The 13,354-nt window shown below is 71.6% G+C and carries 14 protein-coding genes and 1 tRNA gene; 5 read left to right on the top strand and 10 right to left on the bottom strand.

From position 1 onward, the window contains the following. Positions 1-7: 7 nt before the first annotated feature. From EMA17_RS46770 to thrS, 5 genes are all read right to left on the bottom strand, one after another. Positions 8-1,300, bottom strand: coding sequence for a glycoside hydrolase family 15 protein (locus tag EMA17_RS46770; RefSeq protein WP_126643330.1), 1,293 nt, complete (start codon positions 1,298-1,300; stop codon positions 8-10). Between the two features lie 220 nt (positions 1,301-1,520). After that, a complete protein-coding gene (locus EMA17_RS46765; protein WP_126643329.1) occupies positions 1,521-2,771 on the bottom strand; it encodes a glycosyltransferase 87 family protein in 1,251 nt (416 codons plus the stop codon). Continuing rightward, positions 2,768-3,172: a thiol-disulfide oxidoreductase DCC family protein gene (locus EMA17_RS46760; RefSeq protein WP_126643328.1), complete on the bottom strand. Its 405-nt coding sequence runs from the start codon at positions 3,170-3,172 to the stop codon at positions 2,768-2,770. The genes EMA17_RS46765 and EMA17_RS46760 overlap by 4 nt, the downstream gene beginning before the upstream one ends. Positions 3,173-3,236: 64 nt before the next feature. Beyond that, on the bottom strand, positions 3,237-3,797 hold the full coding sequence (locus EMA17_RS46755; protein ID WP_126643327.1) for an HIT family protein: 561 nt from the start codon (positions 3,795-3,797) through the stop codon (positions 3,237-3,239). 97 nt (positions 3,798-3,894) lie between these two features. Continuing rightward, entirely contained in the window at positions 3,895-5,874 is a 1,980-nt protein-coding gene (gene thrS, locus EMA17_RS46750; RefSeq protein ID WP_126643326.1) for a threonine--tRNA ligase, read from the bottom strand. A gap of 282 nt (positions 5,875-6,156) precedes the next feature. Here thrS and EMA17_RS46745 point away from each other — a divergent pair, with 282 nt between their 5' ends. The 3 genes from EMA17_RS46745 (at position 6,157) to EMA17_RS46735 (ending at position 8,037) form a co-directional block, all read left to right on the top strand. Continuing rightward, positions 6,157-6,567 carry a hypothetical protein gene (locus EMA17_RS46745; protein ID WP_126643325.1) on the top strand — a complete coding sequence of 137 codons (411 nt, stop codon included), beginning with the start codon at positions 6,157-6,159 and terminating at the stop codon, positions 6,565-6,567. Positions 6,568-6,628: 61 nt separating this feature from the next. After that, positions 6,629-7,348, top strand: a complete 720-nt coding sequence (locus EMA17_RS46740) for a thioredoxin-like domain-containing protein (protein ID WP_246127331.1) — start codon at positions 6,629-6,631, stop codon at positions 7,346-7,348. 23 nt (positions 7,349-7,371) lie between these two features. Beyond that, the gene (locus EMA17_RS46735; protein ID WP_246127330.1) at positions 7,372-8,037 is read left to right on the top strand and encodes a DUF305 domain-containing protein; all 666 of its coding nucleotides are present in this window, start codon (positions 7,372-7,374) and stop codon (positions 8,035-8,037) included. 109 nt (positions 8,038-8,146) lie between these two features. Here the strand turns inward: EMA17_RS46735 and EMA17_RS46730 are convergent, their stop codons facing one another. Next, positions 8,147-8,767 carry a DedA family protein gene (locus tag EMA17_RS46730; RefSeq protein WP_126643323.1) on the bottom strand — a complete coding sequence of 207 codons (621 nt, stop codon included), beginning with the start codon at positions 8,765-8,767 and terminating at the stop codon, positions 8,147-8,149. A 776-nt stretch (positions 8,768-9,543) separates the two neighbouring features. On the opposite strand from EMA17_RS46730, the gene EMA17_RS46725 reads away from it, so the two are divergent. Then, positions 9,544-9,762, top strand: a complete 219-nt coding sequence (locus EMA17_RS46725) for a hypothetical protein (protein WP_126643322.1) — start codon at positions 9,544-9,546, stop codon at positions 9,760-9,762. A 79-nt stretch (positions 9,763-9,841) separates the two neighbouring features. Here the strand turns inward: EMA17_RS46725 and EMA17_RS46720 are convergent. Together EMA17_RS46720 and EMA17_RS46715 are read right to left on the bottom strand one after the other, a co-directional pair. After that, a tRNA-Val gene (locus EMA17_RS46720) sits at positions 9,842-9,916 on the bottom strand. A 115-nt stretch (positions 9,917-10,031) separates the two neighbouring features. Then, positions 10,032-10,523, bottom strand: a complete 492-nt coding sequence (locus tag EMA17_RS46715; RefSeq protein ID WP_126643321.1) for a TIGR02611 family protein — start codon at positions 10,521-10,523, stop codon at positions 10,032-10,034. 365 nt (positions 10,524-10,888) lie between these two features. Between EMA17_RS46715 and EMA17_RS46710 the strand changes: the two genes are divergently transcribed. After that, entirely contained in the window at positions 10,889-11,302 is a 414-nt protein-coding gene (locus EMA17_RS46710) for an SsgA family sporulation/cell division regulator (RefSeq protein ID WP_026218464.1), read from the top strand. Between the two features lie 421 nt (positions 11,303-11,723). Here the strand turns inward: EMA17_RS46710 and EMA17_RS46705 are convergent, their stop codons facing one another. Further along, positions 11,724-12,254, bottom strand: coding sequence for a hypothetical protein (locus tag EMA17_RS46705; RefSeq protein ID WP_126643320.1), 531 nt, complete (start codon positions 12,252-12,254; stop codon positions 11,724-11,726). Positions 12,255-12,466: 212 nt separating this feature from the next. Beyond that, positions 12,467-13,207, bottom strand: a complete 741-nt coding sequence (locus EMA17_RS46700) for a GNAT family N-acetyltransferase (protein WP_160161815.1) — start codon at positions 13,205-13,207, stop codon at positions 12,467-12,469. Positions 13,208-13,354: the final 147 nt, after the last annotated feature.

The raw sequence follows: 13,354 nt of genomic DNA, 5'->3' as shown, positions 1-13,354 counted from the left end.
CGTCCCCTCAGGGGATCGGCAGCGGTCGGTCCAGGGCGGTCAGGGTCAGCAGCACACCGGCCGACGTCCAGGCCAGGGGGGCCACCGAGGCGGGTTTGCCGTCGGCGGAGACCTTCTCGGGGAGGGAGCCGGACGCGGTGCGGTGCTCGGCCAGCCAGTCGAGCCGTTGCCGGGCGCCGGCCCGGTCCCCGCTCGCCGCGTCGAACAGCGCGAACGACGCGGTCTCCGGGGTCCACGCCGCCGTCGGGTCGCCGGCCCAGTGCTCGCCCGGCAGGATGCCCCCGTTGGGCAGCGTCAGCCGTTCGGCGGCGCCGCGGACCGCGTTCGCGACCCCGGCGTCGGCCGGCGCGAAGGGCGGGCCGAGCCAGGTCACCGCCGTGTCCGCGCCGCCCTTGGCCGAGGCCGTGCGCGGGTAGTCGTGCCGGCCGAAGGTGTCCCGGATCGCGCGGTCGAGCCGTTGCGAGGGCCCCGCCCAGCGTTCGGCCGCGACCGGGTCGATCCGGCGGGCCAGGTCCACGGATGCCCGCAGCCCGGCCGACAGCGGCGCGGCGGTGCCCAGGGTGACCTGATCGGTCCGGGTCTCCCAGTAGTCCGGGCCGCGCGGCGGCAACCCGTTCGGCCGCAGCCGTCCGGTCGCCGCGTCGCCGGCCGCGCGCACCATGGGCCACAACTCGGCGAGCGCGGCGGTCGTTTCGGGAGCCTTCGGGTCCTGGTGGACGTACCAGAACCAGACCGCCCACGGCACCCAGCCGTTGCCGTCCAACTGGGCGGCGCGCTTGTCCCCGACGGGGCCGCCGTCCAGCCGATAGCGCGCCTCCCAGGTGCCGTCGGGGCGTTGCAGTGTGGCCAGCCGGCGCAGTACGGCGAGCGCGTCGCGGCCGTGCCCGGTGGCGGTGTACGCCGCCGCGACCCACGCGGCGTCGCGCGGCCAGACGTACTTCCAGATGCCGTACCAGGCCGCGGCGACCGACCCGTCAGGCTGGGTCAGGGTGCGCATGTCGAGCAGTGCGCGCTCGGCCGTCTCGCGATCGCGCGGCGTCGCCCCGGGGACGGTGCCCTGGGCGAGCCAGGCCCGCTCGGCCTCGGTGGGCGCGACGGGCGGCGCGTCGGTGGGCAGCGCGATCGGGCCCTGGGGACCGGGTATGACGCCGCCGAGGAGCAGCGGCCGGGTGGTCGGCGGGGGTGGCGCCGCACCGCCGACGAAGACGACGATGCCGGCGGCGAGCAGCACGCCGATCACGGCGATGCCGAGGGAACGGGCCCGGCCGAAACGCCCGAACCGGGGCCTCCTGTTCGCCACGTGCGCCGTCTCCGCCCCCGTGCCCTCCGTCGCCTTCGTGGCAACCGGGCCGTTACTCGTTCGGCCCAGTCTAGGCATCGTCGGATCATCGTTCGAACGCGCGTCGGCAGACCTCCCGAACACCCACCGCGCCCTCGCCCGCATCGCGCCCGCCTCGCCGTACGACCCGTGACCACGAGCCGGAGCGGGCGGGGACGGATCAGCCGAAAGTACGACGAGTCTACGAAGTCGGATCCGGGTCGGGCTCGGCAACCGGCGCCAAACCGGTCGAACAGGTGATTCGTCGGCGCTCCGCGACCAGGGACCAGGCGCCGGCGACCAGCACGGCCAGGCCGACCAGCACATACGCGTTGCCCACGAGCAGCTGCCACCCGTGCAGGTTCAGCTCCCCACCGTCACCGAACGGCACCGTCCACACGATCCCGCTCGGCAGCACCCCGGAGACCCGGGCGCGGTGCATCGGATAGGCCGCGGCCACGGCGAGCACCGCGACCAGCGCGAGCGTGGCGGCCGGGGCGCGGGTGCGCCGGACCCGGTCGATCAGCACCACGACCAGCGGCAGCGCCCACGCCCAGTGATGGGTCCACGAGATCGGCGACACGAGCAGCGCGGTCAGCGCGCACAGGCCCACGCCGGTGAGCGTCGCCCCGCGCCGGGCCGTCCGCACCGCGAGCGTCATCCCGACGGCCGCGACCGACAGCGCGAGCAGCGGCCACAACCACCCGGGCGGCGACTCGGCGCCGAACTGCCGGGTCACCGCGCCGTGCACGGACTGATTGCCCGGGAACTGGGCCAGTCCGATTCGGGTGTCGTCCAGGAACAGGCCGCCCCAGTAGTCCGCGCACTCCCGGGGCAGTACCGCGAACGCCGCCGCGAACGTGCCGACGAACACGCCCAGCGCGGTCAGCCCCTCACGCACGCGTCCGGTCAGCAGCAGATACGGGATGAAGATCGCCGGCGTCAGCTTGAGCCCGGCCGCGAGGCCCACTCCCACCCCGGCGAACCGGGCACCGCGCGCCCGCGCGAAGTCGGACAGCACCAGGACGACCAGAAGGAGGTTGATCTGGCCGAAGCGCAGGTTCTCCTGGATCGGCTCGGTCCACAGCAGCGCGGCGGCGGTCAGCGCGGTCGCCTTCACCCGGTCCCCGCGCGGCCCGACGATCCCCCACGCGAGCCACGTCGCCACGACGAGCAGCACGAGGTTGCCCGCCACGCCGATCACCTCGACCGCGCCCCACGGCAACCACGCCAGCGGGGTGAACGTCAGCCCGGCCCACGGCGTGTAGGTGAACGGCAGCCGCCCGGGCCGGATCGTGTACAGCTCGCCGTCGCCGGCCAGCACCTCGACGCCGCCCCGGCGATAGACCTTCAGGTCGCCCAGCCACCACATGTCGGCGGACCCGAACGCGCCCAGCAGCAGATACGCGGTGATCGAACACGCGGCCACCGCGAGGGCCGTCCGGCGGGTCACCCCGCGGCGTTGACGGTGTCCGGCCGCAGGTGGGCCGGCATCGCGCACGCGGGCGTCCCGCCCGGCATACGGTCGCGGTTGTCCGCCACCAGCCGGTACACCCCGTGTGCCGCGATGCTGACCGGCTGCACGCGCAGCGCCGCGCCGGCCAGGGCCCACGGCCCGCCCGCGTTCATCAGCAGCTTGGCCACCGCGTGGTGGCCGCCGTACACGGTGCCGACGGGGGTCACCCACAACACCTCGTGCTCGGCGCGGTGCTGCTCGACGCCCAACTCCTCCAGTTCGGCGAACTGCCAGGCCACCACGTCGGCGTCGAACGGAATGTGCTTTTGCGCGAACTCCACCGACCGGGTGCAAAAACCACAGTCGCCGTCGTACACGAGAACCGGTCGTGCGCTCAAAGTTCTTCTCCTCAACAACGGCTGACAACCACTGACAACCGCTCGGATCCTGCGGGTGGACGGGTCAGTCGACCGGCCAGGCGGTGGCCAACATCTCGCGCGTATCCGCGAGCAGTTGCGGCAGCACCTTGGTGTGCCCGACCACGGGCATGAAGTTCGTGTCCCCGCCCCACCGGGGCACCAGGTGCTGGTGCAGGTGCGCGGCGATGCCGGCCCCGGCGACGTGGCCCTGGTTCATCCCGATGTTGAAGCCCTGCGCCCCGGAGACCTTGCGCAGCGTGGTCATCGCCAGCTTGGTGAACCGGGCGAGCTCTATCGTCTCGGCGTCGTCGAGGTCGGTGTAGTCGGCGACGTGCCGGTAGGGCACCACCATCAGGTGGCCGCCGTTGTACGGGTACAGGTTCAACACCGCGTAGACCTGCTCACCCCGCGCGACGACGAGCCCGTCGACATCGCTCAGCGAGGGGATCCGGCAGAACGGGCACCCGTCGTCGGGCGTCGGCCCCGACGGCTTGTTCTCACCCTTGATGTACGCCATCCGATGGGGAGTCCACAGCCGGGCGAAGGCATCCGGCCCCCCAACCCCATCCTGGATCTCGGGCTCGCTCGTCATGCCAGGAAGCATATGCCGTGGGCACACACCGACCACGACCCGGTGACGGGCGGACCGCGGCCCGGTGATCGCGCGGACGTGCGATCACCGGGCCGCAGACGACATCGCGTCAGACCTGGACGCGGTCCTGTACGGCCTTGACGATCTCGGCCACCGCGGCGTCGACCGGGACGCCGTTGTTCTGCTCGCCGTTGCGGTAGCGGAAGCTGACCGCGCCGGCCTGGACGTCCTCGTCGCCCGCGAGCAGCATGTACGGGATCTTGAACTTGTTCGCGTTGCGGATCTTCTTCTGCATGCGGTCGGCGGAGTCGTCGATCTCGATCCGGATGCCCTGCGCCCGGAGCTTGGTCGCGACCTCCTCCAGGTAGGGCACGTGCTCCTCGGTGATCGGGATGCCGACCACCTGGACCGGCGCGAGCCACGGCGGCATCTTGCCCGCGTAGTGCTCGAGCAGGACCGCGAAGAACCGCTCGATCGAGCCGAACAGGGCACGGTGGATCATCACCGGCTGCTGCCGGGTGCCGTCGGCGGCGGTGTACTCCAGGTCGAAGCGCTCGGGCAGGTTGAAGTCGACCTGGATGGTCGACATCTGCCAGGTCCGCCCGATCGCGTCCTTGGCCTGGACCGAGATCTTCGGCCCGTAGAACGCGGCGCCGCCCGGGTCGTCGACCAGTTCCAGACCCTGCTTCTGCGCGGCCTGACGCAGCGTCTCGGTGGCCTCGGTCCAGTTCTCCTCGGTGCCGATCGACTTCTCCGGGTTCCTGGTGGACAGCTCCAGGTAGAAGTCGTCGAGGCCGTAGTCGCGCAGCAGGTTGAGCACGAAGGTCAGCAGCGAGTCCAGCTCGCCCGCCATCTGGTCGCGCGTGCAGTAGATGTGCGCGTCGTCCTGGGTGAAGCCGCGCGCGCGGGTCAGCCCGTGCACCACGCCCGACTTCTCGTAGCGGTAGACGGTGCCGAACTCGAACAGGCGCAGCGGGAACTCGCGGTAGGAGCGGCCCCGGGCCCGGTAGATCAGGTTGTGCATGGGGCAGTTCATCGGCTTGAGGTAGTAGCTCTGCCCCTCGTCCAGCTCCATGGGCGGGTACATACCGTCGGCGTACCAGTCCAGGTGGCCGGAGACCTCGAACAGCTTGCCCTTGGTGGCGTGCGGCGTGTAGACGAACTGGTAGCCCGCCTCCTCGTGCCGGCGCCGCGAGTAGTCCTCCATCGTGCGGCGGATGATGCCGCCCTTGGGGTGGAAGACGGCCAGGCCGGAGCCGATCTCCTCGGGGATGGAGAACAGGTCGAGCTCGGCGCCGAGCTTGCGGTGGTCGCGCTTCTCGGCCTCCTCGAGGAAGGTCGTGTAGGCCTTGAGCTCGTCCTTGCTCGGCCACGCGGTGCCGTAGATGCGCTGGAGCTGCTTGTTCTTCTCGCTGCCGCGCCAGTAGGCGGCGGCCGAGCGCATCAGCTTGAACGCGGGGATCAGCCGGGTGGTGGGCAGGTGCGGGCCTCGGCAGAGGTCCTTCCAGCACAGCTCGCCGGTCTTCGCGTCGAGGTTGTCGTAGATGGTCAGCTCGCCGGCGCCGACCTCGGCGGACGCGCCCTCGGCGGCCTCGGCGGCGGAGCCCTTGAGGCCGATCAGCTCCAGCTTGTACGGCTCGTCGGCCAACTCGGCGCGCGCGTCCTCGTCGGTGGTGACCCGGCGGGCGAAGCGCTGCCCCTGCTTGACGATCTCCTGCATCTTCTTCTCGATGCGCTTGAGGTCGTCGGGGTGGAACGGGGTCTCGACGTCGAAGTCGTAGTAGAAGCCGTCCTTGATCGGCGGGCCGATGCCGAGCTTGGCCTCGGGGAACAGCTCCTGTACGGCCTGCGCCATCACGTGCGCGGCGGAGTGGCGCAGGATGTTCAGGCCGTCGTCGGAGCCGATCAGGACGGGCTCGACCTCGTCGCCGTCGACCAGGACGTAGGCCAGGTCGACGAGTCGGCCGGCCACGCGCGCGGCGACCACCGAGCGGTCGCCGTCGAAGAGCTCGGCGGCCGTCGTGCCCGTGGTCACCACCCGCTCGTCCCGGTCCGGGTCGCGGCTGATGGTCACTCGGGCTTCGGACACCGTTCGTCTCCTGACGTGTGGTTGGCGGATGTCGCGCGGCGCGGCTCGGCTCGCTGGTACGCCGATGCCCTCGCTCGCACACCGATGCTATCGAGCCGGGAGCGGGAACCTTGCCTCGGTTTCCCCACGCCGGGCGGGCGCCGGCCCGGCGTGGGGGCGCCGGGGCGGAGGTGTCGGCGGAGGCACCTGCGCCGTCACGTCGTCGTCACGTCGCCGTCCCGACGACGAAAGATCGCGCCCCGACTTCCCACAGGGTCACTCCTTCGGGTGAGAATAGGGCCCGTGACGCAACGGATGGCCTCGCTGGCAGTCCCGCTGCGGCCGGTGATCCGGCTGCTGGCCGGGGCCGTGCTGGCGTGCGCCGCGCTCCTGGGCAGCGCGTTCCCGGTCCACGCCGAGTCACTGCCGTCGACCGCGACCATTCCGACGGTGTGTCCCTTCCATCACTCGGCCCACGAGGAGCGGGACGCGGGCGGTCCGGACGACAAGGGCGACGGTTCGGGACGCTGCGGGGATCGCTCGCACGCGTGTGTGCCGGCCACCGTCCCGCCGCTGCCGCCGGTGGTCGCGCCCGCGCCGTACTCGATGTTGCCGCCGTGGTTGGCCGATCCGGACGCCGTCGGCATCGCGCTCGCGCCCACGCCCGCCAAGGACGCCCCCGATCTGACGGTGCTCTGCGTCAGTCGTACGTGATCCGCGCGGCACACCCTCGCACGGTCCACAGACGAATCCGGAATCGGAATAAGGCGGAGCCATGGGGCAACAGTCCCCCAACACCTCGAAGAAGCAGAGCAAGGCACAGCGATCCGCCAGGATGGCGGCGACGCGTGAGCGGGTGGCCGCGCAGCGCGAGGCGGAGCGCAAGGCCGCGAAGCGTCGTTCGGCGATCATCTTCGGCGCCTCCGGCATCGCGGTCCTCGCGCTGGTGGCGGGGTTGACCGCCGTGGTCATGTCGTCGAGCGACGACGACAAGAAGTCGAGCGCGAACAACGTCATCGCCGACGTCCGGCCCGACCCCAACACCAAGAGCGACATAGCCGGGGTGAGCACCTACACCGCGGCGCAGGGGCACATCTCCAAGCCCAAGGAGGTCACCTACCGGCAGGTGCCGCCGGTGGGCGGCGAGCACGACCCGGTGTGGCAGAACTGCGGGATCTACGACGCGCCGATCCCCAACCGCAACGGCGTGCACTCGCTGGAGCACGGCACGGTCTGGATCACGTACCAGAACAACCTGCCCGCGGACCAGCTGGAAATGCTGAAGTCCAAGGTCAAGGGCAAGACGTACATGATGCTGAGCCCGTACGACGGCATCGACAAGCCGATCGTCGCCTCGGCGTGGGGCCTGCAGTTGAAGCTGGACAACGCGAGCGACCCGCGCCTGGACCAGTTCATCACGAAGTACAAGGAAGGCAAGCAGACTCCGGAGCCCGGTTCGCCGTGCACGGGCGGGGTCGGGAAGCCGACCTCGTGAGGCCGCGCGCACGCGTCGCGACGATGATCGCGACCGGGCTGCTGGCCGTTCCGGTCCTGGCCGCCTGTTCCTCGGACGAGTCGGGCAAGCCGGCCGCCCCGCCCGCGCCCGCGCGCGCGCTGGGTCCGGCGCCGGCGGCGGTGCCGAATCCGCCGGCGGACGACTCGGTGGAGGCGGGGTTCGCGCGCGACATGCGCACGCACCACGCGCAGGCCGTGCAGATGGGGATGATGATCCGCGATCTGACCCAGGACGACGCGACGCGCAAGCTCGCGTACGACATCGCGCTGACCCAGCAGGAGCAGATCGGCCGGATGGCGTCCTGGCTCCAGATGTGGGGCCTGACGCTCGGCTCGACCCGGCCGGTCATGCAGTGGATGACGCCGGGTTCGATGCCGGGCCACTCCGGGCACGGCACGCCGGCCGCCGGTGCGGACACCCAGCTGATGCCGGGGATGGCCACGCAGGCGCAGTTGGACAAGCTGGCGACGTTGCGCGGCAAGGACGCCGAGGTGATGTTCCTCCAGCTGATGATCGCGCACCACGAGGCGGGTGTGGCGATGGCCCGCGAGGGTGAGGCGCGCGCGCAGGTCCAGCAGGTGAAGGACCTGGCGAACACGATGGTCGTCGGGCAGAGCTCGGAGATCGACCTGATGCGCTCGATGTTGACGGAGCGCGGGGCGAGTTAGGCGCGGGGCGGGTGGGACGGATCCCGGCGTACCCGGGGCTCGTCCGCCCGCCGGATACGCGTGTGGGGCGCGGGATGTGGATCCCGTGCCCCACACGTGTCGGATCGGATCACGCCTCGGCGGTCGCCTCGCCGGCGTGGCGTCGGCGGCGGACCTCGCGCACGACACGTGCCGGCACGCCGACGATCAGCGGGACGGAGGCGCCCAGCGCCATGCCGCCGAGGGCGACCAGGAGCGGGCTGTCCTCGACGATGTGGCCGGCCAGCGTGCCGATCGTCATCGCGTAGGACACCGAGATGAGCGCGCCGACCAGGGTGGCCGCGCGGAACTGCGGTCGCGGGTAGCCGAGTCGGCCGGCGAGCATGTTCACCGCGGTCCGCCCGCCGGGCAGGAACCGGGCCGCGATCAGCGCCGACATGCCGCCCTTGGCGAGCGCGTTGCGGGCCAGGTCCATCGCCTTTTGGCGGCGCGGTCCGAGCACGGCGTCGCCCCCGCGGCGAAGCCGTGCGCGGCCGACCGCGTACGCGCATTGGTCCCCGACGAAGGCACCGATTCCGGCGGTCAGCAGGACCAGGGCCAGGTAGCGCACGTCGCCGTCGGCGACCGCCGCGGCGGCCATCACGAGTTCGTCGCCGGGCACGATGGGCACTACGGCGTCGATGGAGACGATCAGTGGCATCACCAGCCACAGCCAGGGCGAGAACAGCAGCCCGGTCCCGGCGCCGGTCACTGGAGTACCCCCGACCACGCGCAGCGGATCGGGGGACGGGTATCGGTCACCGGGAGATCATCGCGCGATCCCCCATCCGGTGGAACATCGGGTCCGGGTCACCGACGCTCACGGGACGTGATACGGCCGGAAAAACACCGATCTCGACCCTCGGATCGCACCGAAATTCGTACCCTCATCATGTCGACTTCCCGACACCGACGCGCTTTCGGCGCTCGGGCCGGCACGACATCACGACCCGATGGCGTCACCCTCGACCAGCGTCGTACCCGATACCGCGGACGTCCCCGAGCCACCGCCGCCGATGCGTCCCGGGGCAACCGCGTCACCAACCGCCCCTGCTCCGCGACCTGTTGCCGCACCGTCGTGAGCGCGGTCCCGGCCCACCCCGTCGAAGCCGACCACCGCGACGTCCTCGGGAACGCACCGACCGCCATCAGGTCGCACACCGCGAACACCGCGTCCAGATCCGGCTCTTCGACCAACAGCGTGCGCATCCCGACGGCCCCACCACCCCACCCGAAGCCCACGCGCGACCAACACCGACCCGGACACCGCGTCCGGACAACCACGCAGCCGATCCGTGCCCGCACACATGTACCTGCGGGCCGGCGATGGTGGCGATCCGCCGTCGCCCGCGTACGCCCAGGTACTCCACCACGGCGCGCACACGTTGTCCGCGTCCACGAAGCAGCCCCGGACATCCACTCCGTCGTCGACGGCCCCGCCCCGCCGCGATGTAGGCCGTGCGCTCGCCCGGCACCTGCGCGAACCGCATGTCCACGCACGACGAACGCCCGGTCGGTCACCGCAGCGGCGGCGCGGACGACGTCCACCCGATACCCGCCGCACAGCAGCCGGCCGAGGTGGATCCGCCGATCCGAGAGCGGACGCACCACCGCCGGACCGAGGCTGATCCCGATGCGATGCCCGTCCGGCAACCCGGCCCGCAACGCCGCGACGCCGAGCCCGGCGCCGCCCGCGGCAAGGGCTGATGCCGCCCCGGTGGCTTCCTGTTCGGCTCCCGAACACGCAGAAGGGGTATCCGCGTTGACGCGGATACCCCTTCCGAGCTGGTGGGCGATACTGGGATCGAACCAGTGACCTCTTCGGTGTGAACGAAGCGCTCTCCCGCTGAGCTAATCGCCCGGGTGCAGGGAGAACATTACCGCATGGGTGGGGGCGGTTGTGACCGCCCTCCACGGGTGGGTTCCGGGGGCCGCCCGGGTCGTGAAGGGGCGGCTCGCACGGGTGGGGGCGGGGGTCAGAACGGCAGGGCCATGCCGTATTTCCACAGGTACAGGGCCACCGCGGCGGCGATCAGGAGCAGGCCGATCGCGAGCATGATCATGTTGCGGCGGCGGGTCTTGGGGTCGAGCGCGCGGGTGGCGGCCCTGGTGACCTTGTCCTTGGTCCACAGCAGCGTGCGCTGGGCCCAGACGAATTCGGTGCCCAGGACGGCGAGGCCGAGGAAGATGACCGCCCAGCCGGGGCCGGGCAGCGGGAGCATGATGATGCCGCCCACGATGATCGCGAAGCCGATGATGGCGACGCCGATCTGCCAGGTCATGTGCAGCGGCTTGGAGCGCTTGATGAAGGCCGGCGCGCGGGAGCCGAATGGTTTCGCCTCGGGCGCCCCGGTGGTCGTGCCGTCCTTCGTCGCGCCCCCGGGTGCCGCCGCTGCGGCCGGGGCGTCCCGGTCGGCGGTGGGCTCCCCGGCGGCGTGCGCGCTGTTCTCCGCGACCCCCGTGTCCATCGTCCGTCTTCCTCTCTCGTCGTACCGGCCGTCGTCCACCGGATGCCTCCGTTCGCCCGGGGCCGGCGCCGACCTCGGCCCGGCCTGGCTTGACAACGCTACAAGGGGGCAGAGGTTCGGTGCAGACCCTACGGTCGGGGACCGACCCGGGCGGGTCGCTCCGGGCGATCGGAGCGACCCGATCCGATCGCCTGTTCCCTTCCGGAAATCATGCGGGCGAACGGTACACCTCCGCATCGCTCTTAAGGAGTACCCAGACGCCCGTATATCGGGCAGAGACGTTTACAAGAGGTCCGCAGGTGGGATGTTGCGAACGCCGACGTGCGAATCCCCGAGCGCACACTGAGCGAAAGGCCATGGCGCTTATGAACACCACGGTCAGCTGTGAGCTGCACCTGCGCCTCGTCGTCTCGAGCGAGTCCTCATTGCCGGTCCCCGCGGGACTGCGCTACGACTCGTCGGACCCGTACGCCGTGCATGCGACCTTCCACACGGGTGCCGATGAGACGGTCGACTGGGTCTTCGCCCGCGACCTTCTCGCCGACGGGCTGCGTCAGCCCTCCGGCACCGGCGATGTTCGTGTGTGGCCCTCTCGGAGCCACGGACAGAGCATCGTCTGCATCGCCCTCAGCTCTCCGGAGGGCGAGGCCCTGCTCGAAGCGCCCGCGCGGGCCTTGGAGTCGTTCCTGAAGCGTACGAACGCTGCCGTGGCCCCCGGCAACGAGCACCGCTTCTTCGATCTCGACCGGGAACTGTCGCAGATCCTCGCCGAGAACTGAGCTCTGGCACGGCGGACACGCCCCTGTCCGCGGCGCCGGGTTCACACGTCAGCGCTCCGCCGCACCCATCGTCCACACGATGGGGGCGGCGGAGCGTTTTCACGCCCCGGACGGCGGACGGCCGCGCCGGCGACCCGCACCGCCCGCCCGGCGGACGAGCGGTCGCAGGAGCGGGCCGGCGATCCGAATACGCATCCGACCCGGGCGGGCCACAAAGAAAGCGCGCATTCGAACACATTTTCCGGCACGGCGCGCGGCATAGGCCGCGACTCGGGCGGGACTATCCCGCCGCATGGGAATGCGTTCACATTCACCATCCCCGACCGCTCCCCGTTGTGCACGGACACGGATTACTACCTCGCGCTGACCCGCGGTAACCGACGGTATCCCGGGGAAATCCGCAAATCGGGATTCCCCGACTTCAGATCCCGCGCCTGCGCAGCAGTTCCTCGATCTCCGCGAACTCGTCGTCGCCCCCGCTCGCTCGCGACGATCGCCGCGAGCGCGGCGCGGCGGCCGGCTTCGGCTGTTGGCTGCGCGGCAGCGCGCCACCCGAACCGCCCGCTCCCGCCGCCGGACCGCCGCCGCCGAGCAGCGCCGACAGGTCGGACGAGGTGGTGGACGCGGTGCCGCTCGGCTCCGCGGACTTCTTCTTTCCGCCGACCATGCGGGTGATCATCAGCAGGATCACGGCGAACGCGAGGATCGCGACGCCGCCCCACGCCTTGAGGCCGAAGGCGAGGTCGGTCGCCCAGTCGGCGACCGCGCTGCCCACCCGGCGGCCCAGCGTGGCCAGGCCGGTCAGGTACAGGCCGATCGGGAACAGCGCCGCGGCGGTCCACCGCGTCGCGTTCAGGAAACGTCGTTGGCGAGCCTTCTGTACCGCGATGACCAGGCCCAGGCCCGTCAGCGCCATGCACAACGCGCCGGTCACCACATCTGCGCCGGACATGCGCTCGGCCTCCTCGTTCGAAACCTACGAAGCTTCGTTGTCGGTCGGCGTCGATCGGGATCGGTCGACGGCCGTTGCCGTCCTGCCTCCATCGTGGCCGTCTCGCTCCGCGAACACCACGATCGACGGTCGGTTCGGTACTCGGGGAGGACACCGGCCGACTCATCTCCTCCCCGTGGAGTAGATCCAGGATCAGGGATGTTCCCCACTTCTCACAGGATGGGTTTCCCCCAATAACGCGTACGCGGCGCGAATCGAGCCCCGGTGAGCACCTTCGTGAGCTCCGGGGTGCGGGCCTCGTCGGGCACGTCGATGGCCAACTCGGGCAGCCCCTGGGTCGCCGTCACGTGGCCGGCGGCACGCAGGAGCGTCGCGGCGGCCTCCGGGTTGCGCGCGGTCAGGGCCAGTACGACGCCGTGCGCCACCCACACCGCCGCGCCGTCGCCCAGCGTGTACGGGGCGGGCGCGGTGGGGTGGTCGAGGCGGGCGTGCGCCCGGGCCCGGGCGGCGGGTTCGGGCCACCCCGCCGCGCGCAGCGTCGCCGCGCAGCGGTGCAGTTCCGCGGCGCACCACGCCTCGCGTTCGTCGGTGTCCATCATCCGCACCCCGTGCGGCAGGCCGGTGGCGCGCACCGGGGCCACCAGTCGGGTGCTGTCTGGCGCGTAGCCCAGGGCCGAGACCAGGCCGGTGGCCGCGCGGTTGCCCTCGGGCACCGCGGCGGCCATCCGGGTACAGCGCCGGCCGCGCATGATCTCCTCGGCCGCGAGCATCGCCACGCACCCGTGGCCTCGGCGGCGGCGCGAGGGCAGCACCTGGATGTGCAGGATCCATCCGGTGCCGGTGCCCCACGGGCCGAGCGGGGTCAGGTGTACGCCGCCGACCGATCGGCCGTTGGCGCAGATCGAGTACACGCCGTCCCGGCCCGGTCCGGCCGGTCGCAGAGTGGTGGTCATCGCGTCCCCCGCCTTCCCGATGGTGCGCCCCGTCATCGGCAGTGCTGCCCGCGCGCGGACCCGGTCAACCTGCGCCGGAGCGCCTACCACGAGATCACGGGCGCGGATCGGGGCGGGCCGGCACACCGGTACGGACGGGGCCCGGGC

It is taken from the genome of Embleya hyalina (assembly GCF_003967355.1).
Taxonomy (GTDB): Bacteria; Actinomycetota; Actinomycetes; order Streptomycetales; family Streptomycetaceae; genus Embleya; species Embleya hyalina.
This window is presented reverse-complemented; position numbering and strand designations above follow the sequence as displayed.

Coding starts and splice junctions, on each gene's coding strand:
- EMA17_RS46715 (WP_126643321.1), bottom strand. CDS start 10,523: ATGGACACGGGGGTCGCGGAGAACAGCGCGCACGCCGCCGGGGAGCCC.
- EMA17_RS46740 (WP_246127331.1), top strand. CDS start 6,629: ATGGGGCAACAGTCCCCCAACACCTCGAAGAAGCAGAGCAAGGCACAG.
- EMA17_RS46735 (WP_246127330.1), top strand. CDS start 7,372: ATGATCGCGACCGGGCTGCTGGCCGTTCCGGTCCTGGCCGCCTGTTCC.
- EMA17_RS46705 (WP_126643320.1), bottom strand. CDS start 12,254: ATGTCCGGCGCAGATGTGGTGACCGGCGCGTTGTGCATGGCGCTGACG.
- EMA17_RS46755 (WP_126643327.1), bottom strand. CDS start 3,797: ATGCTTCCTGGCATGACGAGCGAGCCCGAGATCCAGGATGGGGTTGGG.
- EMA17_RS46710 (WP_026218464.1), top strand. CDS start 10,889: ATGAACACCACGGTCAGCTGTGAGCTGCACCTGCGCCTCGTCGTCTCG.
- EMA17_RS46725 (WP_126643322.1), top strand. CDS start 9,544: ATGTCCACGCACGACGAACGCCCGGTCGGTCACCGCAGCGGCGGCGCG.
- EMA17_RS46700 (WP_160161815.1), bottom strand. CDS start 13,207: ATGACCACCACTCTGCGACCGGCCGGACCGGGCCGGGACGGCGTGTAC.